General features: G+C 70.8%; 22 protein-coding genes. 9 read left to right on the forward strand and 13 right to left on the reverse strand.

Translation table 11 applies throughout. The features are described 5' to 3' along the window. Positions 1 to 5 precede the first annotated feature (5 nt). Positions 6 to 575: an acyl-CoA thioesterase gene (locus ACFWRV_RS27970; RefSeq protein ID WP_384338498.1), complete on the reverse strand. Its 570-nt coding sequence runs from the start codon at positions 573 to 575 to the stop codon at positions 6 to 8. Between the two features lie 117 nt (positions 576 to 692). Between ACFWRV_RS27970 and ACFWRV_RS27975 the strand changes: the two genes are divergently transcribed. From ACFWRV_RS27975 to ACFWRV_RS27985, 3 genes are all read left to right on the forward strand, one after another. Then, positions 693 to 2,006 (forward strand): LCP family protein, encoded by a 1,314-nt coding sequence (locus tag ACFWRV_RS27975; protein ID WP_384338499.1) that lies wholly within the window; start codon positions 693 to 695, stop codon positions 2,004 to 2,006. A 431-nt stretch (positions 2,007 to 2,437) separates the two neighbouring features. Next, positions 2,438 to 3,397 (forward strand): hypothetical protein, encoded by a 960-nt coding sequence (locus tag ACFWRV_RS27980; protein WP_384338500.1) that lies wholly within the window; start codon positions 2,438 to 2,440, stop codon positions 3,395 to 3,397. 49 nt (positions 3,398 to 3,446) lie between these two features. Further along, the gene (locus ACFWRV_RS27985) at positions 3,447 to 4,034 is read left to right on the forward strand and encodes a Uma2 family endonuclease (protein ID WP_384338501.1); all 588 of its coding nucleotides are present in this window, start codon (positions 3,447 to 3,449) and stop codon (positions 4,032 to 4,034) included. A gap of 23 nt (positions 4,035 to 4,057) precedes the next feature. Here the strand turns inward: ACFWRV_RS27985 and ACFWRV_RS27990 are convergent, their stop codons facing one another. From ACFWRV_RS27990 to ACFWRV_RS28000, 3 genes are read right to left on the reverse strand one after another with little or no spacing between them, the layout of a single operon-like run. Continuing rightward, positions 4,058 to 4,648, reverse strand: a complete 591-nt coding sequence (locus ACFWRV_RS27990; RefSeq protein ID WP_384338502.1) for a hypothetical protein — start codon at positions 4,646 to 4,648, stop codon at positions 4,058 to 4,060. Between the two features lie 3 nt (positions 4,649 to 4,651). Next, entirely contained in the window at positions 4,652 to 5,212 is a 561-nt protein-coding gene (locus ACFWRV_RS27995; RefSeq protein WP_384338519.1) for a class I SAM-dependent methyltransferase, read from the reverse strand. 41 nt (positions 5,213 to 5,253) lie between these two features. After that, positions 5,254 to 5,724 (reverse strand): hypothetical protein, encoded by a 471-nt coding sequence (locus ACFWRV_RS28000; RefSeq protein WP_384338503.1) that lies wholly within the window; start codon positions 5,722 to 5,724, stop codon positions 5,254 to 5,256. A 137-nt stretch (positions 5,725 to 5,861) separates the two neighbouring features. On the opposite strand from ACFWRV_RS28000, the gene ACFWRV_RS28005 reads away from it, so the two are divergent. Then, a complete protein-coding gene (locus tag ACFWRV_RS28005) occupies positions 5,862 to 6,434 on the forward strand; it encodes a dihydrofolate reductase family protein (protein ID WP_384338504.1) in 573 nt (190 codons plus the stop codon). Positions 6,435 to 6,462: 28 nt separating this feature from the next. On the opposite strand, the gene ACFWRV_RS28010 is transcribed toward ACFWRV_RS28005, so the two are convergent. Together ACFWRV_RS28010 and ACFWRV_RS28015 are read right to left on the reverse strand one after the other, a co-directional pair. After that, entirely contained in the window at positions 6,463 to 6,987 is a 525-nt protein-coding gene (locus tag ACFWRV_RS28010; RefSeq protein WP_384338505.1) for an AAA family ATPase, read from the reverse strand. Then, on the reverse strand, positions 6,984 to 7,670 hold the full coding sequence (locus ACFWRV_RS28015) for a class I SAM-dependent methyltransferase (RefSeq protein WP_384338506.1): 687 nt from the start codon (positions 7,668 to 7,670) through the stop codon (positions 6,984 to 6,986). The genes ACFWRV_RS28010 and ACFWRV_RS28015 overlap by 4 nt, the downstream gene beginning before the upstream one ends. A 76-nt stretch (positions 7,671 to 7,746) precedes the next feature. On the opposite strand from ACFWRV_RS28015, the gene ACFWRV_RS28020 reads away from it, so the two are divergent. Further along, positions 7,747 to 8,331, forward strand: a complete 585-nt coding sequence (locus ACFWRV_RS28020; RefSeq protein ID WP_384338507.1) for a 1,4-alpha-glucan branching protein — start codon at positions 7,747 to 7,749, stop codon at positions 8,329 to 8,331. 69 nt (positions 8,332 to 8,400) lie between these two features. Here ACFWRV_RS28020 and ACFWRV_RS28025 read toward each other — a convergent pair whose 3' ends face one another. After that, positions 8,401 to 9,558 carry an acyl-CoA dehydrogenase gene (locus tag ACFWRV_RS28025; RefSeq protein ID WP_384338520.1) on the reverse strand — a complete coding sequence of 386 codons (1,158 nt, stop codon included), beginning with the start codon at positions 9,556 to 9,558 and terminating at the stop codon, positions 8,401 to 8,403. A 207-nt stretch (positions 9,559 to 9,765) separates the two neighbouring features. On the opposite strand from ACFWRV_RS28025, the gene ACFWRV_RS28030 reads away from it, so the two are divergent. After that, positions 9,766 to 11,109, forward strand: a complete 1,344-nt coding sequence (locus tag ACFWRV_RS28030; protein WP_384338508.1) for a UDP-glucose dehydrogenase family protein — start codon at positions 9,766 to 9,768, stop codon at positions 11,107 to 11,109. Between the two features lie 61 nt (positions 11,110 to 11,170). Further along, the gene (locus tag ACFWRV_RS28035; RefSeq protein ID WP_384338509.1) at positions 11,171 to 12,358 is read left to right on the forward strand and encodes a GDSL-type esterase/lipase family protein; all 1,188 of its coding nucleotides are present in this window, start codon (positions 11,171 to 11,173) and stop codon (positions 12,356 to 12,358) included. A 112-nt stretch (positions 12,359 to 12,470) separates the two neighbouring features. Here the strand turns inward: ACFWRV_RS28035 and ACFWRV_RS28040 are convergent, their stop codons facing one another. The 4 genes from ACFWRV_RS28040 to ACFWRV_RS28055 all read right to left on the reverse strand — a co-directional run bounded on the left by ACFWRV_RS28040 (position 12,471) and on the right by ACFWRV_RS28055 (position 15,829). Then, positions 12,471 to 12,797, reverse strand: a complete 327-nt coding sequence (locus ACFWRV_RS28040) for a hypothetical protein (RefSeq protein WP_384338510.1) — start codon at positions 12,795 to 12,797, stop codon at positions 12,471 to 12,473. Between the two features lie 137 nt (positions 12,798 to 12,934). Then, positions 12,935 to 14,131 (reverse strand): dipeptidase, encoded by a 1,197-nt coding sequence (locus tag ACFWRV_RS28045; protein ID WP_384338511.1) that lies wholly within the window; start codon positions 14,129 to 14,131, stop codon positions 12,935 to 12,937. 10 nt (positions 14,132 to 14,141) lie between these two features. Next, entirely contained in the window at positions 14,142 to 14,681 is a 540-nt protein-coding gene (gene purE / locus ACFWRV_RS28050; RefSeq protein WP_384338512.1) for a 5-(carboxyamino)imidazole ribonucleotide mutase, read from the reverse strand. Next, positions 14,678 to 15,829: a 5-(carboxyamino)imidazole ribonucleotide synthase gene (locus tag ACFWRV_RS28055; RefSeq protein ID WP_384338513.1), complete on the reverse strand. Its 1,152-nt coding sequence runs from the start codon at positions 15,827 to 15,829 to the stop codon at positions 14,678 to 14,680. The genes purE and ACFWRV_RS28055 overlap by 4 nt, the downstream gene beginning before the upstream one ends. A 165-nt stretch (positions 15,830 to 15,994) precedes the next feature. On the opposite strand from ACFWRV_RS28055, the gene ACFWRV_RS28060 reads away from it, so the two are divergent. After that, on the forward strand, positions 15,995 to 16,528 hold the full coding sequence (locus ACFWRV_RS28060; protein WP_384338514.1) for a GtrA family protein: 534 nt from the start codon (positions 15,995 to 15,997) through the stop codon (positions 16,526 to 16,528). Positions 16,529 to 16,548: 20 nt separating this feature from the next. On the opposite strand, the gene ACFWRV_RS28065 is transcribed toward ACFWRV_RS28060, so the two are convergent. After that, the gene (locus tag ACFWRV_RS28065) at positions 16,549 to 17,814 is read right to left on the reverse strand and encodes an ATP-binding protein (RefSeq protein WP_384338515.1); all 1,266 of its coding nucleotides are present in this window, start codon (positions 17,812 to 17,814) and stop codon (positions 16,549 to 16,551) included. A gap of 58 nt (positions 17,815 to 17,872) precedes the next feature. Further along, positions 17,873 to 18,550, reverse strand: coding sequence for a response regulator transcription factor (locus tag ACFWRV_RS28070; protein ID WP_007450117.1), 678 nt, complete (start codon positions 18,548 to 18,550; stop codon positions 17,873 to 17,875). 490 nt (positions 18,551 to 19,040) lie between these two features. On the opposite strand from ACFWRV_RS28070, the gene ACFWRV_RS28075 reads away from it, so the two are divergent. After that, positions 19,041 to 20,540, forward strand: coding sequence for a peptide MFS transporter (locus tag ACFWRV_RS28075; protein WP_384338516.1), 1,500 nt, complete (start codon positions 19,041 to 19,043; stop codon positions 20,538 to 20,540). Positions 20,541 to 20,681: the final 141 nt, after the last annotated feature.

The raw sequence follows: 20,681 nt of genomic DNA on the forward strand, positions 1-20,681 counted from the left end.
GTGTCTCAGTCGTCGATGCCGTCGGCGGCGCGCTTCTCGCGCAGTTCCTTGATGGCGCGGCGGCGGGCGAGCCGGTGGGTGCGCCGAATCTGCGCCTCCTGGTAGCGCCGGTTGTCCCGCTCGGTCTCGGGCATCACCGGCGGTACGCGGCGGGGCTTGCCGTCCCCGTCGACGGCGGCGAAGACCAGATAGGCACTGCCGACCTGCTGGGCGGGGGTCGACTCGTTCCAGCGCTCCGCCATCACGCGGACGCCGACCTCCATCGAGGAGCGGCCGGTCCAGTTGACCTGGGCCTTCACATGGACGAGGTCACCGACGCGGACCGGCTCCAGGAAGACCATCTCGTCCATCGACGCGGTCACGGCGGGCCCGCCGGAGTGGCGGCCGGCCACCGCGCCCGCGGCGTCGTCGACCAGTTTCATGATCACGCCACCGTGCACCGTGCCGAGGAGGTTGGTGTCGCTGCCGGTCATGATGTGGCTGAGGGTGGTCCGGGACGCCGAGGTCGGCTTGCCCGGAATCTCACCCTGCGGCCGGTTGGCCGGATCTGTTACGCCAGTGGCCTGATCTGTCATACCGTCCACCTTATGCGGGTGCCGTGATCCCGCAGAATGCATCAGGTTCGCAACAGCCCTGGTGCGATTTCCCTTACACCCTGTAATAGCCGTGGGCCGGGACGGCACACTGTTCGGATGAACGATTGGCCCGATCGACGGACCGGCGACCGCAGCGAGCGCTACGGGCGGGGCAGTGCCAGCCCCCAGCCCGAGAGCGCGCGGGCGATGCCGCACATCCAGCGCCGCCCGGCCCAGCCCCGAACACCGCAGAGGCCGCAGGTGCCGCCGCAGAGCCAGGGGTACGACGACCGCTACCAGGACGGCGGCTACGGCAACAGCCCCGACCCCGGCTACGACAGCGGCTACAACACGGGCCAGGTCTACGGATCGGGCAGCGGCGGCTCCGACGGCCGGGGCGGCGGTGGCCGCCGTGGCGGTGGTGACGGAGGTTACGTCCAGGGCCGCCCCGCCCCGGACTGGCGGCGCCGGATCAAGCTCGGCGCGCTGACCCTGGTGGTCGCGCTGCTCGCGGTCTCGATCTCGACGTACTTCTGGGCCGACTCGAACTTGAAGCGCGAGGTGGACCTCTCCAAGGTCATCGAGCGACCGGAGTCCGGCGACGGGACGAACTATTTGATCGTCGGGTCCGACAGCCGCGAGGGCATGTCGGCCGAGGAGAAGAAGCGGCTGCGCACCGGTTCCGCCGAGGGCAAGCGCACCGACTCGATGATGATCCTGCACGACGGCTCCAACGGCCCGACGCTGATCTCGCTGCCCCGCGACTCCAACGTCGAGATCCCGTCCTTCAAGGGGTCCGATTCCGGGAAGATGTTCCAGGGCACCGGCCGGCAGGTGAAGCTGAACGCGGCGTACGCCGAGGACGGCCCCGAACTCCTCGTCCGCACGGTCGAGTTCAACACCGGTCTGCACATCGACCACTACGTCGAGATCGGCTTCGGCGGCTTCGCGAAGATCGTGGACGCGATCGGCGGGGTCGAGCTGGACATCCCGAAGGCCTTCAAGGACAAGAAGTCCGGGGCCGACTTCCAGGCGGGCAAGCAGACGCTGAACGGCGAGCAGTCCCTCGCCTTCGTCCGTACCCGCTACGCGTTCGCGGGCAGTGACCTGGACCGTACGAAGAACCAGCAGAAGTTCCTCGCGGCGCTGGCGAGCCAGACGGCGACCCCGTCCACGATCATCAACCCGTTCAAGCTGTACCCGACGATGGGCGCGGGCCTGGACACGCTGATCGTGGACAAGGACATGTCGCTCTGGGCGCTGGGCAACATGTTCTTCGCGATGAAGGGCGTCACCGGCGGCGAGGGTACGTCGATGAACATGCCGATCTCGGGCAGCGCGAACGGCAACCTGGTGTGGGACAAGGCGAAGGTGAAGCAGCTCGTGGAGCAGCTGAACAACGACGAGAAGGTCACGGTCAAGGGCAACTGAAGCCGTAGACAGAGCCGTTGAGGGGCGCCGGGCTGTTGCCCGGCGCCCTTTCGTCATCCGTCGCCTGTCGCCCTTCGCCCGGGGTCGCTACGTGCCGTAGCTGATGTTCCCGTGCTCGTCCCTGACCGGGTCGGGGCGCGGCACGATCCGGCGAGAGCCTGCCGGATCGTGACCGACCGCGACCCGGCGGGCCACGACATCAAGTACTTAAAGAACCAGGAGAAATTACCCAACCCCACCCCACCTGATCCCGGTGGTCAGCTGCGGGAGGGCTGATCACTCGCACGAGTGAAGTTGGCTAACTGGGCTGGATTCTGGCCCGGTTGGCAGGCATATGCTCGCGCTGACCAACACCCAGACATGAGACGGCCCCCGCCGGGACGGCAATCCCGAGCGAGGACCTGACCACCAAGGAAGAAGACAGCTTCCCGATGGATACCCAGCACCATAACGCCCTGACCCATGCCCTGGCCGGGATTCCCGGGCCCGTACCGCCCTCCGGCGTGATCCACCTCGCGGTCCCGCACACGAGCCGGTTCACGGTCGTCGGCAACCACCTCGCCCAGCACGCCGAGCTGTCCCTCGTCGCGATCGGGATCGGCGTCCACATCCAGTCCCTGCCCGCCGGAGCGCCGGTCGGCATCAAGGCGCTCGCGGCCCGCTTCCCCGAGGGCGAGGCAAGAATCGGGTGCGCCCTGCGCGAGCTGGAGGCCCACGGCTACCTGCACCGCACCCGCGTGAGGCTGGCGAACGGCCGGCTGGTCACCCGCACGGTGTTCTGCAACCAGCCGGGGGCGGTGCCCGTTGTGCCTGCCGCGCCGCCCAGCCGTGCCCCCGCGCCCGCCGTCGTACGGGGGCCCGTCCAGGTACCGGAGCCCGCACCCGTACCGGAGCCCATCTGCGTACCCGAGCCCACCTCCGCACCCGCAGCCCCGCACCCCCCGGTCCGCTTACCGTCGCGCACCGCGCCCAAGCAGCCGCGCCGGCCGCTCCCCCACCCGCACGCGCTCACCACGGAGTTGAGGCAGACCTCCTCCGCGCTCCTCGCCGACCTGCGGCGTCACGCGGAAGGGCTGGTGCTGTCGGAGGAGGACGTCGAGGAGCTGGTTCCCGGGGTGGCCGCCTGGCTGGAGCGCGACGCGACCACCGACGCGATCCGCCGCGCGCTCACAACCGACCTCCCGCGCCCGCTGAACCACCCGGCAAGGCTCCTCAGGCACCGCCTCACGGCCCTCCTGCCGCCCCCGCTCCCCGGCATCCACGACCTCGCGCCGCCCCGCCGTGCGCCGGTCACCCCGTTCCAGACCTGCGAGGGCTGCGAACGGGCCTTCCGCTCCCACGACCCGGGCCACTGCCGCGACTGCCGGGCCCAGTACTGGGAGGCGGCCTAGCATGAAGGGGACGACCCTTATCCCTGGGCACGATCGAGGAGCGCGCACGATGACCATCGCCCCGGACGACGTACAGCGGGACACAGCCCGCTTTCGAACCATGCGGGACATCGTGGGGCAGATGCGGGAGCGCGTTCCGGGCAAGTTCGAGATCACCAAAGAAGGGATCGTGCACGACATGATGGCTCCGGGACGGCCCCACGAACTCACCGCGGCCCAGGTGAGCCGCCGTCTGGAGAAGGAGATGCCGGACGACGTCCTGGCGCATACGGGGACCCCGGATGTCGAGGTGGAAGCCGAAGGGATCATGCGCCACCCAGACGTCATGGTCATCGCGGTGGCGGACATGGAGGGGGAGGGATCCTTCGACCCCCGCACCCTCATCGCGGTGATCGAGGTCGTTTCCCGGTCCAACCCGGACAACGACTGGGTGAGCAAGATGCGGGACTACCCACTCCTGGGCATTCCGGTCTACGCGATCTTCGACCCGCGCACCGGATCTGGAGCCGTTCTCTCCGACGTCCACCGGACGCCGGACGGACCGCGCTATGCCACCCGTAAGGACTTCCAGTACGGCGAGGACGTCACGATCGCCGAGTGGACCATCTCGACCGACGGTCTGCCGCGATACGCCTGACAGCCTGGCGGCACGCACAACGGTCAGTCGGCGCAGTCGTACCGCTGGGCGAGCCTGGTGGCCACTTCCCGCATCACGGTCGCGTTGTTGCGTGTCGCGGTGTCCGCGTCGACCGGCTTCTCCTCTCCCCGCCTCTCCAGGCGCTCCTCGTCCTGCGAGGGCACGCTGAGCGATGCCGTGATGTACGGAGCGGTCGAGCCCATGCGGGCGGCACAGTCGGCGGGCAACGTGACCTGGGCCCGGTCAGGGAGCGCCCAGCCGGTGAACCCGGGACCGAGAGGGACGGAGTCGTTCTTGCGGCCGGAGTCGCTCCGGGTGTCCTGGACGAGCAGTTGGTAGACGCCGCGGGGGTCGTCGTCGGCGTTGGCACGGAGAACGGAGCACGATCGAAACACCGCGTAGTCCGTGGTCTTCCCCTTGCTCTCCGCCTCGTTCGCGCTGACGTCGCCCCCCTTGCCGTCGTCGATCAGTTCCGCCGTCTCCCGGCTGAGCGCTCCGTGGCACAGGCTCTGCGGCAGCGGCGGCTCATCGCCGTCGGGCCAGACGCTCGCCGTCACGACGGCCACCCCGGCGACACCGAGCACCACGGTCAGCGGCAGCCACTTCTTGTCCATCGGCTACTGTCCCATCCCCTTGTCGGCATGCCCCATGCCGGTCTGGTACCACTGCTCGGCGATCGCCTGGAGGTGATCCTCGTACTCGCCGGGACGTGCGTCCAACTCCTCTTCCGTAAGCACACGCTCCGGCGCCATGCCGCGCAACATGCCGGGGCGGGTGATCCGGCGGAGCTCGGTCAGCGCTGCGCGGGGGCGGCCCACGTGGTTGAGGACGAAGTTGCCGACGACCGCGTCGAACGTGTCGTCCGCGTAGGGCAGTTCGGGAAGCCGAGCGATGTGCGTTCCGACACCGGGCACCGCCCGGCGGGTCGCGGCCGCCATGCCGGGCTCGGCGTCGACCGCGTACGCGGACGCCCCACGCGCGACCGCCTCGGCGCTCACGGTCCCGCTGCCGCAGCCCACGTCGAGGACGCGGCTGCCGGGCCCGACCTCGGCGGCGTCGAGGAGGGCCGCCGCCGGGTGGGCGCAGAGCCGGGCGTAGGTGTCGGCGTACGCCTCGGCTTTGCCCGACCAGATGCGGCGCTCGGCGACGTCGAAGGGGGTGGTCACGGTGGCGGTCACGGCGGTCACCTCGGCCACTTCGGTCGCTTCGGTCGCTTCGGTCACGGCGCGATTCCCTTCGGTTCCAGTTCGGCGAAGTCCTCGTGGAGGGCGTCGAGATGGCGGCCGGTCGGTGCGCCGGCCGCGTCCAGCTCCGCGAGCCGCCAGCCGGGCAGTTGCGCCTCGACCTCGGCGGGGAGCGAGCCGTCCGCCGGGTCCGCCAGGGCGTACAGCACCCCGAACGCTGTCTCCCTCGCGACCTCACGGGCCAGCGCGCCGAGGTCATCGGGGGTGAGCCCGGCCGCCAGGGCCCGGTCGACGGCATCGGCCGCCGCCCCGTCGGCTCGGTAGGCGGCCACCCACTGCCGGGCGGCCGTGCTCCAGGCGTCGACGTCCTGCCAGACCGTCCGCAGGAGGCGGTAGCGGGCGAGCTGCGGCAGCCCCTCCTCCGTCTCGGACTCGGCCCAGTCCCGGGCGTCGGCATCCGCCCCCAGGGCGCTGAAGAGGGCGGTCAGCCTGTCGAGTTCGGTCATGGGGAGGGAGGCTACCGGCCGTGGTCCGGGCGGATAGGCTCGGCCGGACCGATGAGTTTCGGCGGGGCGCGCGGTCAGTACATCCGTAAGCGTGGGTGCCCCACGGGCCGCCCGCACGAGATACCCAGGAGACCCCGATGCGCACCCTGATCAGCACCGCCTTCGTCTCGCTCGACGGCGTCATGGAGGCCCCGGGCGGCGAGCCCGGCTACCGGAACACGGGGTGGACGTTCAAGGACGTGGAGTTCCTGCCGGAGGCGTACGAGATCAAGAGCCGGGAGCAGGAGGAGGCCACGGCCCTGCTGTTGGGCCGGGCCAGTTACGAGGCGTTCAGCCCTGTGTGGCCGGGCATGGAGGAGTTCACGGGGTACAAGGCGATGCCGAAGTACGTCGTCTCCACCCAGCTGGCCGACGGCGACCTGGTGTCCGACTGGGGCGAGACCACGATCCTGCGGTCGCTCGACGAGGTCGCCGCGCTGAAGGAGACCGAGGGCGGCCCGATCATCGTGCACGGCAGCACCGAGCTGAACCGGAACCTCGCGGACGCCGGCCTCGTCGACCGGTACCACCTGCTCGTCTTCCCGCTCCTGCTCGGCGCGGGCAAGCGCCTGTTCAGCACGACGGACAAGGACACGCAGAAGCTGAAGCTGGTCGAGTACGAGGCGTACGCCAACGGCATCCAGAAGAACGTGTTCGACGTCGTCCGCTGAGACGTCGTCCGCTGACGCGTCGGGCCGGTCAGCCGGTGCGTACGCCTCGGAGGACGGTCTCCGCCACGTCGGCGGGCAGGATCCCCGTCGTGTCGACGACCTGAGCCTCCCGGCGGAGCCAGGGAAGCGCCCGCTCGTAGTCGGTGAGGTGGTCCAGGCGCCACTGCCGGGCGTTGGCGCTCTCCGGCGCGACGTCGGTCTCGATGCGGCCGACGAGGGTGTCCCGGTCGGTGTGGAGCAGGAAGTGGTGCACGGGGATACCGGCCCGGGTCAGGCCGTCGTGGATCTCCTGCCAGTACGCCTCGACCAGAACGGTCTGCGTGACCACCAGCGCGCCGCCCACGTGGTCGAGGACCTGTCGTGCGGTCTCCACCACGAGGCCCCGCCAGGGCGGGAAGTCCTGGAAGTCCTTCTCCGGCACTCCCAGGACGTGGCAGAGCATTTCGCCGACCTTCTCGGCGTCGAACAGCCGGGAATCCGGGAGAAGCGAGGTCACCTCCTTGGCGGTGGTGGTCTTGCCCGCGCCGAAGGTTCCGTTCAGCCAGATGATCATCGGTCCACCCTAGGGCCATGCGTGGGTGCCCCGGCAGGTCGCTGATGCCAGACCAACGTGTAGCGCCAGAACAGGCGTCGGCGCAGCCGCGCGCCGGGGAGAACACGGCGGGCGTCACGGACGATCTCGGCGAAGGTCATGGTCGCGGGCCGGGTGGGAGCGGTCATCGAGTCCGGCCGTGGTGTTCGCCGCCCCTTGTTCTTGATCCAGGCCATGGCGATGTTCAGCGGGATCGCGGCAGCGCCGAGGAGGTGATCACCGGGAGACTGCGCGCGGGCGACACCTACGACGACCAGGGTCCCGCCCGGTGCCAGGTGTCGGCGAAGGTGGGTGAGGGCTTCGGAGAACGGCAGGTGGTGGAGGGTGGCGACGCACGTGATGACGTCGTAGGGACCGGGCGGTGTCTCCGTCAGCGCGTCTGCGGCGGTGAACGTCACGGGGACCGCCGGGCCCGTGAGTTCCCGGGCCCTCGCCACGATGGCGCGGTCGGCGTCCAGCCCCTGCACGGTCGTGGCTCGTGTGGCCAGGAGCCGGGCCAGGTCTCCGCTGCCCGATCCGATGTCCAGAGCGCTGTCGAAGCGGCTGGGGACCTGCCGCATGATCCACCGATGGTGGTGAGCGTTATGGTCCCACGGGTGGACGCTGTGGAAGCGGTCGATCGCCTGAAGGACGCGGGTCGTCATGGTCGCCACGGCACGCAGTCCATCATCTCGGGAACGTGACGGCCAGAGGTCGCAAGGACAAGGACAGGGAGCTCGCATGGCAGCGATCCACCGCACCACCATGACCCCCACCAAGCTGGAGCTCATCACCGGCTGGCTGCCGAAGCAGAGCTGGTACCCGGGGACCGCCGGAAAGCCGGACCTGGTCAGGGCCGGCGGGTTCCGGCTGGACGACCCGGAAGGGGCGGTCGGGATCGAGTTCATGGTCGTGGTGGACTCCGCCGGGCCGGAGCCGGTGGCGTATCTGGTGCCGCTGGGCTATCGCGGCGCGGCGCTGGAGGGCGTACCCGACGAGGCGCTGATCGGCACCTCCGAACATGGGGTGCTCGGCACCCGGTGGGTCTACGACGGCGCCCACGACCCCGTGGTGCTGGCGCAGTTGAGCGCCTTGCTGCGGGGCGAGGCGGACCCGCAGCACCAGAGCCTGAGCGGCACCCCCGACCCGACCGTCACCGTGCACGGAGCCGCCACCGGACAAGACCGGGGGATGGACACGCGGATCCAGCGCGTCCTGCGGCAGGCGGAGGCCGAGCAGGGGCCGTCGGGACGGCTCGTCGCCGGATGGACCTGGCCGGACGGCAGGGCTGCGCGGGGGGTGTTCGCGACCGTCACGCCGCAGTAGGCAGGAGGGCACGCGAACGGCCCCCGGCAGGATCACCGGGGGCCGTGAGAAGCGCCGCGCCCAGGGCCGCTACGGCAGGTTGCGCGCCATCACGATGCGCTGGACCTGGTTCGTGCCCTCGTAGATCTGGGTGATCTTGGCGTCGCGCATCATGCGCTCGACCGGGTAGTCCCGCGTGTAGCCGTAGCCGCCGAGCAGCTGGACGGCGTCCGTGGTGACCTCCATGGCGACGTCGGAGGCGAAGCACTTGGCCGCCGCGCCCTGGAAGGTGAGGTCCGCGTCACCGCGCTCCGACTTGGCCGCCGCCGCGTACGTCAGCTGACGCGCGGCCTCCAGCTTCATCGCCATGTCGGCGAGCATGAACTGGATGCCCTGGAAGTCCGCGATCGGCTTGCCGAACTGCTTGCGCTCCTGGACGTACCCCTTGGCGTAGTCCAGCGCGCCCTGGGCGATGCCGAGGGCCTGGGCCGCGATCGTGATGCGGGTGTGGTCCAGGGTCTTCATCGCGGTGGCGAAGCCCGTGCCCTCCTCGCCGATCATGCGGTCCGCTGGGATGCGGACGTTGTCGAGGTAGACCTCGCGGGTCGGGGAGCCCTTGATGCCGAGCTTCTTCTCCGGGGCGCCGAAGGAGACGCCCTCGTCGGACTTCTCGACGACGAACGCCGAGATGCCCTTGGAGCGCTTGGTCGGGTCGGTGACGGCCATGACCGTGTAGAAGTCGGAGACGCCCGCGTTGGTGATCCAGCGCTTCACGCCGTTGAGGACCCAGAAGTCCCCGTCCCGCACGGCCTTCGTCTTCATGCCCGCCGCGTCGGAACCGGCGTCCGGCTCGGAGAGGGCGTACGAGAACATCGCGTCGCCCTTGGCGAGCGGGCCCAGGTACTTGCGCTTCAGCTCCTCGGAGCCGGAGAGGATCACCGGGAGCGAGCCGAGCTTGTTGACGGCCGGGATCAGGGAGGAGGAGGCGCAGGCGCGGGCCACCTCCTCGATCACGATGACCGTGGCGAGCGCGTCGGCGCCGGCCCCGCCGTACTCCTCCGGGACGTGGACGGCGTGCAGGTCCGAGGCGACCAGGGCGTCCAGCGCCTCCTGCGGGAAGCGGGCCTCCTCGTCGACCGCGGCGGCGAAGGGGGCGATCTTCGTCTCGGCGAGCGCACGGATGGTCTCCCGGAGCATGTCGTGCTCCTCGGCCGGACGGTACAGGTCGAAATCGGTCGAACCCGCCAAGACGCTCACTCCCCAGATGCTAACTACCGTTAAGTAACTCAATTTTAGTGCGCCGCGCGCCCGGCGGCATACGTGCTGCGTACGTGAGCTTGCCGACAAGGGTGGGACATAGCGGCCGTAGCGGGCAGATGGAGCGGTGAATTCCGGCCTCCGGGTCCCCGACTATGCTCGGTCCGCACGTTCGTCCGTACCTCCCAGGAGCACTCCATGGCCCTCAGGATCACTGTGATCGGCACCGGCTACCTCGGCGCCACCCATGCCGCGGCCATGGCCGAGCTGGGCTTCGAGGTCCTGGGGCTGGACGTGGTGCCGGAGAAGATCGAGCTGTTGTCACGCGGGCGCGTGCCGATGTACGAGCCGGGGCTGGAGGAGATGCTCCAGCGGCATGTCGCGGGCATCGAGGGGTCCACCGGGCGGCTGCGCTTCACCACCTCCTGGGAGGAGGTCGCGGAGTTCGGCGACGTCCACTTCGTCTGCGTGAACACTCCGCAGAAGCACGGCGAGTATGCGTGTGACATGAGCTACGTGGACAGCGCCTTCGAGTCGCTGGCCCCGCGTCTGACCCGGCCCGCCCTGGTCGTCGGCAAGTCGACCGTCCCGGTGGGCTCCGCCGCCCGGCTCGCGGACCGGCTCGCGGAGCTGGCTCCGGCGGGGGCGGCCGCCGAGCTGGCCTGGAACCCGGAGTTCCTCCGCGAGGGCTTCGCAGTCAAGGACACCCTGCACCCCGACCGGATCGTCGTCGGCGTCACCAGCGAGAACGCCGAGAAGCTGCTGCGCGAGGTGTACGCCGTGCCGGTGGCCGAGGGCTCGCCGTTCGTCGTCACCGACTTCCCGACCGCCGAGCTGGTGAAGACCTCCGCCAACTCCTTCCTCGCCACCAAGATCTCCTTCATCAACGCGATGGCCGAGGTCTGCGAGGCCGCCGATGGAGACGTCGTGAAGCTCGCGGAGGCCATCGGGCACGACGAGCGCATCGGGAAGAAGTTCCTGCGGGCCGGGATCGGCTTCGGCGGCGGCTGCCTGCCCAAGGACATCCGCGCCTTCATGGCCCGCGCTGGCGAGCTGGGCGCGGACCAGGCCCTCACCTTCCTCCGCGAGGTCGACTCCATCAACATGCGCCGCCGCGGCCACATGGTCGAGCTGGCCCGCGAGGCCGTGGGCGGCGACTCCTTCCTCGGCAAGCGGGTGGGGGTGCTCGGCGCCGCGTTCAAGCCCGACTCCGACGACGTACGCGACTCCCCCGCGCTCAACGTCGCCGGGCAGATCCACCTCCAGGGCGGCCAGGTGACCGTGTTCGACCCGAAGGGGATGGACAACGCCCGGCGGCTGTTCCCGACCCTCGGTTATGCCGACTCCGCGCTGGAGGCGGTGCGCGGCGCGGACGTGGTGCTGCACCTGACGGAGTGGCGCGAGTTCCGCGAGCTGGACCCGGCCGAGCTGGGTGAGGCCGTCTCCCGCCGGATCATCCTGGACGGGCGCAACGCCCTGGACAGCGCGGTCTGGCGCGAGGCCGGCTGGACCTACCGGGCGATGGGCCGGCCGAAGGCCTAGGGTCTGCCGTCGGACGGCCGTCGTCCGGCTTCGCCCCGCCTCCCGAGGACAGGCTGAGTCCATGGACCACTCGCGCGGCTGGATCAGCACCCCCCTCACCGACGACCTCCTGCGCGGCGCGCTCGAACTGGAGCGCACCGAGCGCGGCGGCCTCCTCCCGCACCGGCTGCCCGCCCCGGCCCGCGCCCGGTCCGGCGGCGACGAGCAGGTGGCCCAGGCCGAGTCGCAGCCCTCGGGCGTCCGCGTGGTCTTCCGTACCCGGGCCACCGCCGTGGAGCTGGACGTCCTGCGCACGGTGACGGCCCACCGCGGCGTCCCGCCCCGCCCCGACGGCGCGTACGACCTGTACGTCGACGGGAAGCCGGCCGGGCGGGCCACCGCCAGCGGCGGCAACGTGCTGATGGTCGACCTGTCCGACGGGTCACGCGAGCTGTTCCCCGGCCGGGTCGGGTCCGTCCGCTTCGCCGGGCTGCCCGGCGAGGCCAAGAACGTCGAGATCTGGCTGCCGTACACCGAGACCACCGAGCTGATCGCGCTGCGCACCGACGCGCCCGTGGCGGCCCTGGAGCCGGGCGGGCGGCGGGTCTGGCTGCACCACGGCAGCTCCATCAGTCAGGGCTCGGCGGCCGACAGCTCCGCCACCGCCTGGCCCGCCCTGGCCGCCGCGGTGGGGGGCGTGGAGCTGGTCAACGTCTCGCTGGCGGGCAGCGCGCTCCTCGACCCGTTCACCGCGTGCGCCCTGCGGGACACCCCCGCCGATCTGATCAGCGTCAAGATCGGCATCAACCTCGTCAACCGCGATGTGATGCGGCTGAGCGACTTCGGGCCGGCCGTGCACGGTTTCCTCGACACCGTCCGCGACGGGCACCCCACCGCGCCGCTGCTCGTCGTCTCGCCCATCCTGTGCCCCGTGCAGGAGGACACGCCCGGGCCCGCCGCCCCGGACGTCTCCGACGGGCAGGTCGGGTTCACGGCCCTGGGCGACCCCGCCGACGCGGCTCTGGGCAAGCTGACGCTGCGGGTGGTGCGGGAGGAGCTGGCCCGGATCGTGGCGGAGCGGGCGGTGTCGGACCCGTATCTCTTCCACCTGGACGGGCTCACCCTCTACGGCGAGGCCGACCACGCCGAGCTGCCGCTGCCCGACCGGCTCCACCCGGACACCGCCGCCCACCGTCGCATAGGCGAGCGCTTCGGGGCGTTCGCCTTCGGTCCGGGGGGACCGTTCGCGGAGGGGGCGGACAGCCCCTGAGGGCGCTACTGCGTCGGCCACCCGCGGCCTCACGCACTCGGGCCGGCCGCTGGTGGAGCGGGCGGCCGGCCCGGGGGTGCCTGCCCGGTGTCGGCCGGGCGCGCGAGGCGATTCAGTTGCCGATGCCGGAGCTGCCCACGCCGGTGTTGCCGATGCCGGAGCTGCCGAGGCCCGAGTTGCCGAGACCGTGGCTGCCGATGCCCGTGTTGCCGACACCGGCGTTGCCCCAGCCCCAGTTGCCGAGGCCGGCGTTGCCGAAGCCGCCGTTGAAACCGCCCGCGTTGCCGACGCCCGTGTTCGCGATGCCCGCGTTGCCGACGCCCTTGTTCCCGATGCCCGCGTTGCCCACGCCGTCGGCGTTGGCCACGCCCGCGCCGCAGATGGCCAGCACGGCCGCGGCACCGAGGGCGGTCGTGACGCGGAGAAGATTCGTGCGCATCGTTGCGTACCTCCTGTTGAGGGGATTCCTGCCCGCTATCCCTAACACGAGGTTGCACCGGATATGGGGATGATTGCCCGAATCTTCCGTGTCGTCAGGGGGCCCGACATGATCCCCACGACACGCCCCGGCACGGATCAGCGCAGCCGCTGCCCGTCCAGCTCGGCGATCGTCGCGTGGGACGGGCCGCGCGTGCTCTGCTCGTCGCGGGCGACGGCTTCCGCGTCGCGCAGCACCCGTACGGAGTTCTGCCAGGTCAGCTTGGCGAGGTCGCCCTCGGACCAGTGACGCCGCAGGAGCTCGGCGATCAGGTTCGGGTAGCCGGAGACGTCCTCCAGGCCGCGGGGGGTGAACGCGGTGCCGTCGTAGTCGCCGCCGATGCCGATGTGGTCGACGCCCGCGACCGCGCGCATGTGGTCGAGGTGGTCCGCGATGGTCGAGGCGGTGGCCTCGGGACGCGGGTGGGCCGCCTCGAAGTCCTCGTGGATGCGCATCGCGACCGGGGTGGTGTCCAGGTGGTGCAGGCCGTGCTCGCGCATGTTGCGGTCGGCGGCCAGGGTCCAGGCGACGGCCTCGGGCAGCACGAACTTCGGGACGAAGGTCGCCATCGCGACGCCGCCGTTGGCCGGGAGGGCCGCGAGCACGTCGTCGGGGATGTTGCGCGGGTGGTCGCAGACGGCGCGGGACGAGGAGTGCGAGAAGATCACCGGCGCGGTGCTGGTGGCGATGGCGTCGCGCATGACGCCGTCGGCGACGTGGCTGAGGTCGACCAGCATGCCGACGCGGTTCATCTCGCGGACGACCTCGTGGCCGAAGGCGGAGAGACCGCCGAGGCGCGGCAGGTCGGTGGCGCTGTCGGCCCAGTCGATGTTGTCGTTGTGGGTGAGCGTCATGTAGCGGACGCCCAGGTCGTACAGGGCGCGCAGGGTGCCCAGCGAGTTGTTGATCGAGTGGCCGCCCTCGGCGCCCATCAGGGAGGCGATCCGGCCCTCGGCGCGGGCCTTCTCCAGGTCGTCGGCGGTGAGCGCACGGCGCAGGTGCGTCGGGTAGCGGGCGATCAGCTCGCCGACGACGTCGATCTGCTCCAGGGTGGCGCTGACGGCCGCGTCGCCGGTGAGGTCGGTGCGGACGTACACGGACCAGAACTGGCCGCCGACCCCGCCGGCCCGCAGCCGGTTCAGGTCGGTGTGGAGCAGGCCGCGCTGGTCGGCGGCGATGTCCCGGGCGTCGAGGTCGTAGCCGACCTGTTCGCGCAGGGCCCAGGGAAGGTCGTTGTGGCCGTCGACGACGGGGTGGGCGGCGAGGAGCTCGCGGGCGCGCTGCACGTAGTCCATCTGCGGGCCCCTACTTTCCGAAGCCGAAGGAGTCGGAGCCCTGGACCTTGGCGCGCAGGCGCTTGCCCTTCTCCGTGGCCTGGTCGTTCAGCTCCTGCTGGAACTCCCGCATCCGCTCCTGGAGCGCGGGATCCCGCGTGGCCAGAATGCGGGCGGCGAGCAGGCCCGCGTTGCGCGCTCCGCCGACGGAGACCGTGGCGACGGGGACGCCGGCGGGCATCTGGACGATGGAGAGCAGGCTGTCCATGCCGTCGAGGTACTTCAGCGGCACCGGCACCCCGATGACCGGCAGCGGGGTGACCGAGGCCAGCATCCCGGGCAGGTGGGCGGCCCCGCCCGCGCCCGCGATGATCGCCTTCAGGCCACGGCCCGCGGCCTCCTCGCCGTACGCGATCATCTCGCGCGGCATGCGGTGGGCGGAGACGACGTCGACCTCGTACGGGATCTCGAACTCGTCCAGCGCCTTGGCGGCGGCCTCCATGACGGGCCAGTCGGAGTCCGAGCCCATCACGATGCCGATCACGGGCGCCGGGGCGGAGGGGGAAGTCATTCGGTGATCGTTCCTCGCAGGTAGTCGGCCGCGTGCCGGGCGCGCTCCCGCACGTCCGCCAGATCGTCGCCGTAGGTGTTGACGTGTCCGACCTTGCGGCCGGGCTTCACGTCCTTGCCGTACATGTGGATCTTGAGCTGGGGGTCGCGGGCCATGCAGTGCAGGTACGCCTGGTACATGTCCGGGTAGTCGCCGCCCAGGACGTTGCACATGACCGTCCAGGGGGCGCGCGGGCGCGGGTCGCCGAGCGGGAGGTCGAGGACCGCCCGTACGTGGTTGGCGAACTGCGAGGTGATCGCGCCGTCCTGGGTCCAGTGGCCGGAGTTGTGCGGGCGCATCGCCAGCTCGTTGACCAGGATGCCGGGCTTCCCGTCGGGTCCACGCGTCTCGAACAGCTCCACCGCGAGGTGGCCGACGACGTCCAGCTCGGCGGCGATGCGCAGCGCGAGCTGCTGGGCCTCGCCGGCCAGCGCCTCGTCCAGCTCGGGGGCGGGGGCGATCACCGTGTCGCAGACGCCGTCGACCTGGATGGACTCGACGACCGGGTAGGCGACGGCCTGGCCGTGCGGCGAGCGGACGATGTTGGCCGCCAGCTCCCGCACGAAGTCGACCTTCTCCTCCGCGAGGACCGGGACCCCGGCGCGGAACGGGTCGGCCGCGTCCGCCTCGGAGCGGACCACCCACACGCCCTTGCCGTCGTACCCGCCGCGCACGGTCTTGAGGATGACGGGGAAGCCCCCGACCTCCTCGGCGAACGCGGCGGCGTCCGCCGGGTCGCTCACGATGCGGTTACGGGGGCAGGGGGCGCCGATCTCCGCGAGCCTGGCGCGCATCACCCCCTTGTCCTGGGCGTGCACCAGGGCATCGGGGCCGGGACGCACGGGGATGCCGTCCGCTTCCAGGGCCCGCAGATGCTCGGTCGGGACATGCTCGTGATCGAAGGTGATCACGTCGCAGCCCTGCGCGAAGGCGCGCAGCGTGTCCAGGTCGCGATAGTCGCCGATGACGACCTCGCTCACCACCTGGGCCGCCGAGTCCTGGGGAGTGTCACTGAGCAGCTTGAATTTCAGGCCGAGGGGGATACCCGCCTCGTGGGTCATGCGGGCGAGCTGACCGCCGCCGACCATGCCGACTACCGGGAACGTCACCTCTCCAGGGTATCCGCCACGCCGGTGGTTCCCGGACGGCCGTCCGGATGGCCGCACGGCCGCCGGCCCTGCGGACTCAGGGGCGTTACACGGGTGGGCTGGTTAGCATGGCGGAGTTGACGTGGTTGCGTCGACGCCATCGAACGGACGGACTGAGCGATCACCATGAGCGAACGGGGCGCACTGCGGGCCCGGCTTGATCTGCTGGCCCGGGAGGTCGCCAAGTTCGGCGCGGTCGGTGCGGTGGGACTGCTGGTCAACATCGCTGTCTTCAACCTGCTCCGGCACACCACCGACCTCCAGGTCGTCCGGGCGAGCGTGCTGGCGACCTTCGTCGCCATCCTCTGCAACTACGTGGGCTTCCGCTACTGGACCTACCGGGACCGCGACAAGACCGGCCGGACCCGCGAGCTGACCCTCTTCCTGCTGTTCAGCGCGGCGGGCGCGGTGATCGAGAACGGTGTTCTGTACCTGGCGACGTACGGCTTCGACTGGAACAGCCCGGTCCAGAGCAACGTCTTCAAGATCCTGGGCATCGGGATCGCGACCCTCTTCCGCTTCTGGTCCTACCGGACGTGGGTCTTCAAGGCCCTCCCCGCCGAGCCCCCTCCCGCCGAGGAGGCCGCACGCCCTGCGGAGCGGTTTCTGGAGCAGCGGCGGTCGACGGAGACCGTAGAGCCCGGTCCCGTACGGAACTGAGGGCTTCGTCCTCTCGGTGCTCAGCGCACCGGGCGCTCAGGGGCCCTGCGGTCGACCGGGACCCGGCTGAGGAAGAGCGCGAAGACCGCCGGGTGCTGCTGGAGCAGTTCCAGCCGACCGCCGTCCGCCTCCGCGAGGTCGCGGGCGACGGCCAGGCCGATGCCGGTGGAGTTGCGGCCGCTGATGGTCCGCTCGAAGATCCGCGCCCCCAGTTCGGCGGGGACGCCGGGGCCCTCGTCGGTGACCTCGACGACCACCTGGTTGCCGGTGACCCGGGTGCGCAGGGCGACCGTGCCGCCGCCGTGCATGAGGGAGTTCTCGATCAGTGCCGCCAGGACCTGGGCGACCGCTCCCGGGGTGCCGACGGCCCGCAGCCCGTGCTTTCCGGAGCAGACCAGCGCGCGGCCGGCACTGCGGTAGGCCGGGCGCCACTCCTCGATCTGCTGTTTGACGATCTCGTCGAGGTCGAAGACGACGGCGGAGCCGGTGCGCGGGTCGCGGGAGTTGGTCAGGAGCCGCTCGACGACGTCGGTGAGGCGCTCGACCTGGGTGAGGGCGATGTTCGCCTCCTCCTTGACCGTCTCGGGGTCGTCGGTGACCGAGATCTCCTCGATCCGCATGGAGAGCGCGGTGAGCGGCGTACGGAGCTGGTGCGAGGCGTCCGCGGCGAGGCGGCGTTCGGCGGTCAGCATCCGGGCGATCCGCTCGGCCGAGGAGTCCAGGACGTCGGCGACCCGGTCCAGCTCGGGCACCCCGTACCTCTTGTGGCGCGGGCGGGGGTCCCCGGAGCCGAGGCGTTCGGCGGTCTCGGCGAGGTCGGTGAGCGGGGAGGCCAGCCGGTTGGCCTGGCGTACGGCGAGGAGCACGGCCGAGACGATCGCCAGCAGCGCCACCGCACCGATGATCAGGAGCGTGCGCCCGACCTCGCGGGTGACGGCCGAGCGGGACTCCTCGACGGTGACCTTCTCGCCCTGCTCCCCGGTCTCGGTGGCGCGCAGGACGCTGCCCTCGGGGCGCTCGCCGACCGCGATGGGCTCGCGGCCAGGGATCTCGATCAGCGCGTACCGCTTGGGGTCGATCTGCTCGCTCAGCACCCCGGGGTTGATCCGCTCGTCGCCCAGCAGCCGGCTCTCGACCACGCTGATCAGCCGCAGCGCCTCGGACTCGACGCTCTCCTGGGCGCTGGCGCTGATGGTGCGCGTCTCCACGATCACCAGCGAGACGCCGAAGACGGCGATGACGACGAGCACCACGGCGAGCGTGGAGTTGATCAGCCGACGGCGCATGCCCGCCGCCTCATGGGGCCGTCGGGACGGTTCTCAGGATGCATGGGAGCTTCGTACGTCAGCTCTTCTCGAACCGGAAGCCGACGCCCCGGACGGTGGCGATGTAGCGCGGATTGGCGGCGTCGTCGCCGAGCTTCTTGCGCAGCCAGGAGATGTGCATGTCGAGGGTCTTGGTGGAGGACCACCAGGTGGTGTCCCAGACCTCGCGCATCAGCTGGTCGCGGGTGACGACCCGGCCGGCGTCCCGGACCAGCACCCGCAGCAGGTCGAACTCCTTGGCGGTGAGCTGGAGTTCCTCCTCGCCCATCCAGGCCCGGTGCGACTCGACGTCGATCCTGACCCCGTGGGTGGCGGGCTGCGGGACGGGCTCGGAGGCCCCGCGGCGCAGCAGGGCGCGGACCCGGGCGAGCAGCTCGGCGAGGCGGAACGGCTTGGTGACGTAGTCGTCGGCGCCCGCGTCCAGGCCGACGACCGTGTCGACCTCGTCGGCGCGGGCCGTCAGCACCAGGATCGGGATGGTGTGACCGCCGGCCCGGAGCCTGCGGGCGACTTCGAGACCGTCCATCCCGGGCAGCCCCAGGTCGAGGACGACCAGGTCGATGCCGCCCTGGAGTCCGGCGTCGAGCGCGGTCGGACCGTCCTGGCGGACCTCGACCTCGTAGCCCTCCCGACGCAGTGCGCGGGCCAGTGGCTCCGAGATGGATGCGTCGTCCTCGGCGAGCAGTACACGGGTCATGGACTGATGGTAGTCCGGACGGGGGGCCCGAAGTGAGGCCCGCGACGTCACCTGCGGGTCAGCGCCACAAACAGGATGGAGACCTTTGAATAGGGGAGTGTGGTTCCACCAGGACCTGTGATCCATGTCTCAAGTCCTTTCATATCCTGCTGTGTCGTGTCGTATGGTGTCCCGACGCCTGTTGCACTACTCAAGGACCTTTGGGCAGCCATGAGCGCCAAGGGTCCCTTTTGTGTGCGGGGTCGGTTCCCGCCGGCCCGTTCTGAGTGAATGACCTGTGAGCCGGGCCCGGAGCGCGAGGACGCGCGACGGGTGTGGATCCCGACGCGGTTCTTCCCCGCTCCGCCGCCGAGCCCCTGCCAGGAGCCCGGCCGCACGGAGCACGTCCCCTTCAGGCGTGGGGACGGGGTACGCCGCGCCGGTGCCGGCTGCCCCCCACCGGGCGCGTACCGCTCACGAGGCGGCGCGTCCCGACCAGCAAGGATCGACCATGGCGTCCAGCCTGACGAAGGACTCGCCCAGTTCCGGCGAGAAGACCTTCTTCGGCCACCCCCGCGGTATGGCCACCCTCTTCATGACGGAGATGTGGGAACGCTTCTCCTGGTACGGGATGCGCGCCATCCTCACCCTGTACCTGGTGGCCGCGGTGCTCGACGGCCCCCTTGAGGGCCGGGAGGCGCTCGCCGCCTCCATCTACGGTGTCTACAACGCCGTCGTCTACATGGCCGCGATGCCCGGCGGCTGGGTCGCCGACCGCCTCTGGGGCGCCCGCAAGGCCGTTCTGGTCGGCGGCATCGTCATCGCGCTGGGCCACTTCACCCTGGCCCTGCCGAGCGACATCGCGTTCTTCATCGGTCTCGCGCTGATCGCGGCCGGTACGGGCCTGCTGAAGCCGAACATCTCGGCGATGGTGGGCGCGCTCTACGAGGGCCAGTCCAGCGCCCGCCGTGACGCCGGTTTCACCCTCTTCTACATGGCGATCAACATCGGTGGCCTCGCCGCCCCGCTGCTGGTCGGCTACCTCGGCGAGCACGTCAACTGGCACCTCGGCTTCGGTGTCGCCGGTGTCGGTATGACCCTCGCGGTCATCCAGTACGCGCTGGGCTCCAAGCACCTCGGCGACATCGGCAAGCTGCCCGCCAAGCCCATCTCCCCCGAGGAGCGCCGCAGCACGCTGCGCAAGGTGGGCCTGTGGACCGGCATCGCGGTCGCCGCGCTGCTGATCGACCTGGCGCTGGGCACGTACGACATCGAGCACATCGTCAACGTCCTGGCCGTGATGGGCGTCGTCGTGCCGGTCGTCTACTTCATCACGATCTTCCGGGACCCGGCGCTGACCAAGGAGGACCGGCCGAAGATCAAGGCGTACGTGTGGTTCTTCATCACCGCCGTGCTCTTCTGGATGATCTACGACCAGTCCGGCTCGCTGCTGACGATCTTCGCGGACAACAAGACGGACCGCTTCATCGGCGGCTGGGAGTTCCCGGCCTCCTGGCTGCAGTCGGTCAACCCGGCCATGGTCATCATCCTGGCGCCGATCTTCGCCGCGCTCTGGGTCAAGCTGGCCACGCGCAACCGTGAGCCCAGCACCCCGATGAAGTTCGCCCTGGCGATGCTCCTCATCGGTGGCTCCTTCGGCATCATGGGCCTGGCCGGCGCGGCCGCGGCCAACAGCGACACCGGCAAGGTCACCGTCTTCTGGCTGCTCGCCGTCTACCTGGCGCAGACCATGGGTGAGATGTGCCTCTCCCCGGTCGGCCTGTCGCTGTCCACGAAGCTGGCGCCGAAGATGTTCGTGGGCCAGATCATGGGTCTGTGGTTCCTGGCCACGTCGACGGGCAACGCCCTGAACGGCTGGACCACGAAGCTCAACGCGCCGCTGGGCGACGCCGCGTACTACACGTTGCAGGCGGTCGTGGCGGTCGCCGCGGGCATCGCGTTCATGGTGGCGGGACGCAAGATCCGCGCTCTCATGGGCAACGTCAAGTAGTTCCCCGCCGGGGTACGGCAGCGGGGGCGCGCCCGAAGAACGGTGGGGCCCCCCCCCCCCGTAGGGGCCCGCCCCCGGGGCCCCCGGACCCCGCCCCCCCCCCCCGACCCCCCACGGGGGAGCAGGAAAACACCCCCCCCC

This window comes from Streptomyces sp. NPDC058576 (assembly GCF_042718715.1).
Classification (GTDB): Bacteria; Actinomycetota; Actinomycetes; order Streptomycetales; family Streptomycetaceae; genus Streptomyces.

Bases quoted from the DNA above. Each gene is read 5' to 3' on its own strand.
- ACFWRV_RS28020 (WP_384338507.1), top strand. From the start codon at position 7,747: ATGGCAGCGATCCACCGCACCACCATGACCCCCACCAAGCTGGAGCTC.
- ACFWRV_RS28065 (WP_384338515.1), bottom strand. From the start codon at position 17,814: ATGCGCCGTCGGCTGATCAACTCCACGCTCGCCGTGGTGCTCGTCGTC.
- ACFWRV_RS28015 (WP_384338506.1), bottom strand. From the start codon at position 7,670: ATGACGACCCGCGTCCTTCAGGCGATCGACCGCTTCCACAGCGTCCAC.
- ACFWRV_RS28005 (WP_384338504.1), top strand. From the start codon at position 5,862: ATGCGCACCCTGATCAGCACCGCCTTCGTCTCGCTCGACGGCGTCATG.
- ACFWRV_RS27970 (WP_384338498.1), bottom strand. From the start codon at position 575: ATGACAGATCAGGCCACTGGCGTAACAGATCCGGCCAACCGGCCGCAG.
- ACFWRV_RS28075 (WP_384338516.1), top strand. From the start codon at position 19,041: ATGGCGTCCAGCCTGACGAAGGACTCGCCCAGTTCCGGCGAGAAGACC.
- purE (WP_384338512.1), bottom strand. From the start codon at position 14,681: ATGACTTCCCCCTCCGCCCCGGCGCCCGTGATCGGCATCGTGATGGGC.
- ACFWRV_RS27985 (WP_384338501.1), top strand. From the start codon at position 3,447: ATGACCATCGCCCCGGACGACGTACAGCGGGACACAGCCCGCTTTCGA.
- ACFWRV_RS28030 (WP_384338508.1), top strand. From the start codon at position 9,766: ATGGCCCTCAGGATCACTGTGATCGGCACCGGCTACCTCGGCGCCACC.
- ACFWRV_RS28000 (WP_384338503.1), bottom strand. From the start codon at position 5,724: ATGACCGAACTCGACAGGCTGACCGCCCTCTTCAGCGCCCTGGGGGCG.
- ACFWRV_RS27975 (WP_384338499.1), top strand. From the start codon at position 693: ATGAACGATTGGCCCGATCGACGGACCGGCGACCGCAGCGAGCGCTAC.
- ACFWRV_RS28040 (WP_384338510.1), bottom strand. From the start codon at position 12,797: ATGCGCACGAATCTTCTCCGCGTCACGACCGCCCTCGGTGCCGCGGCC.
- ACFWRV_RS28010 (WP_384338505.1), bottom strand. From the start codon at position 6,987: ATGATCATCTGGCTGAACGGAACCTTCGGCGCGGGCAAGACCACCACC.
- ACFWRV_RS27990 (WP_384338502.1), bottom strand. From the start codon at position 4,648: ATGGACAAGAAGTGGCTGCCGCTGACCGTGGTGCTCGGTGTCGCCGGG.
- ACFWRV_RS27980 (WP_384338500.1), top strand. From the start codon at position 2,438: ATGGATACCCAGCACCATAACGCCCTGACCCATGCCCTGGCCGGGATT.
- ACFWRV_RS28060 (WP_384338514.1), top strand. From the start codon at position 15,995: ATGAGCGAACGGGGCGCACTGCGGGCCCGGCTTGATCTGCTGGCCCGG.
- ACFWRV_RS28045 (WP_384338511.1), bottom strand. From the start codon at position 14,131: ATGGACTACGTGCAGCGCGCCCGCGAGCTCCTCGCCGCCCACCCCGTC.
- ACFWRV_RS28070 (WP_007450117.1), bottom strand. From the start codon at position 18,550: ATGACCCGTGTACTGCTCGCCGAGGACGACGCATCCATCTCGGAGCCA.
- ACFWRV_RS28035 (WP_384338509.1), top strand. From the start codon at position 11,171: ATGGACCACTCGCGCGGCTGGATCAGCACCCCCCTCACCGACGACCTC.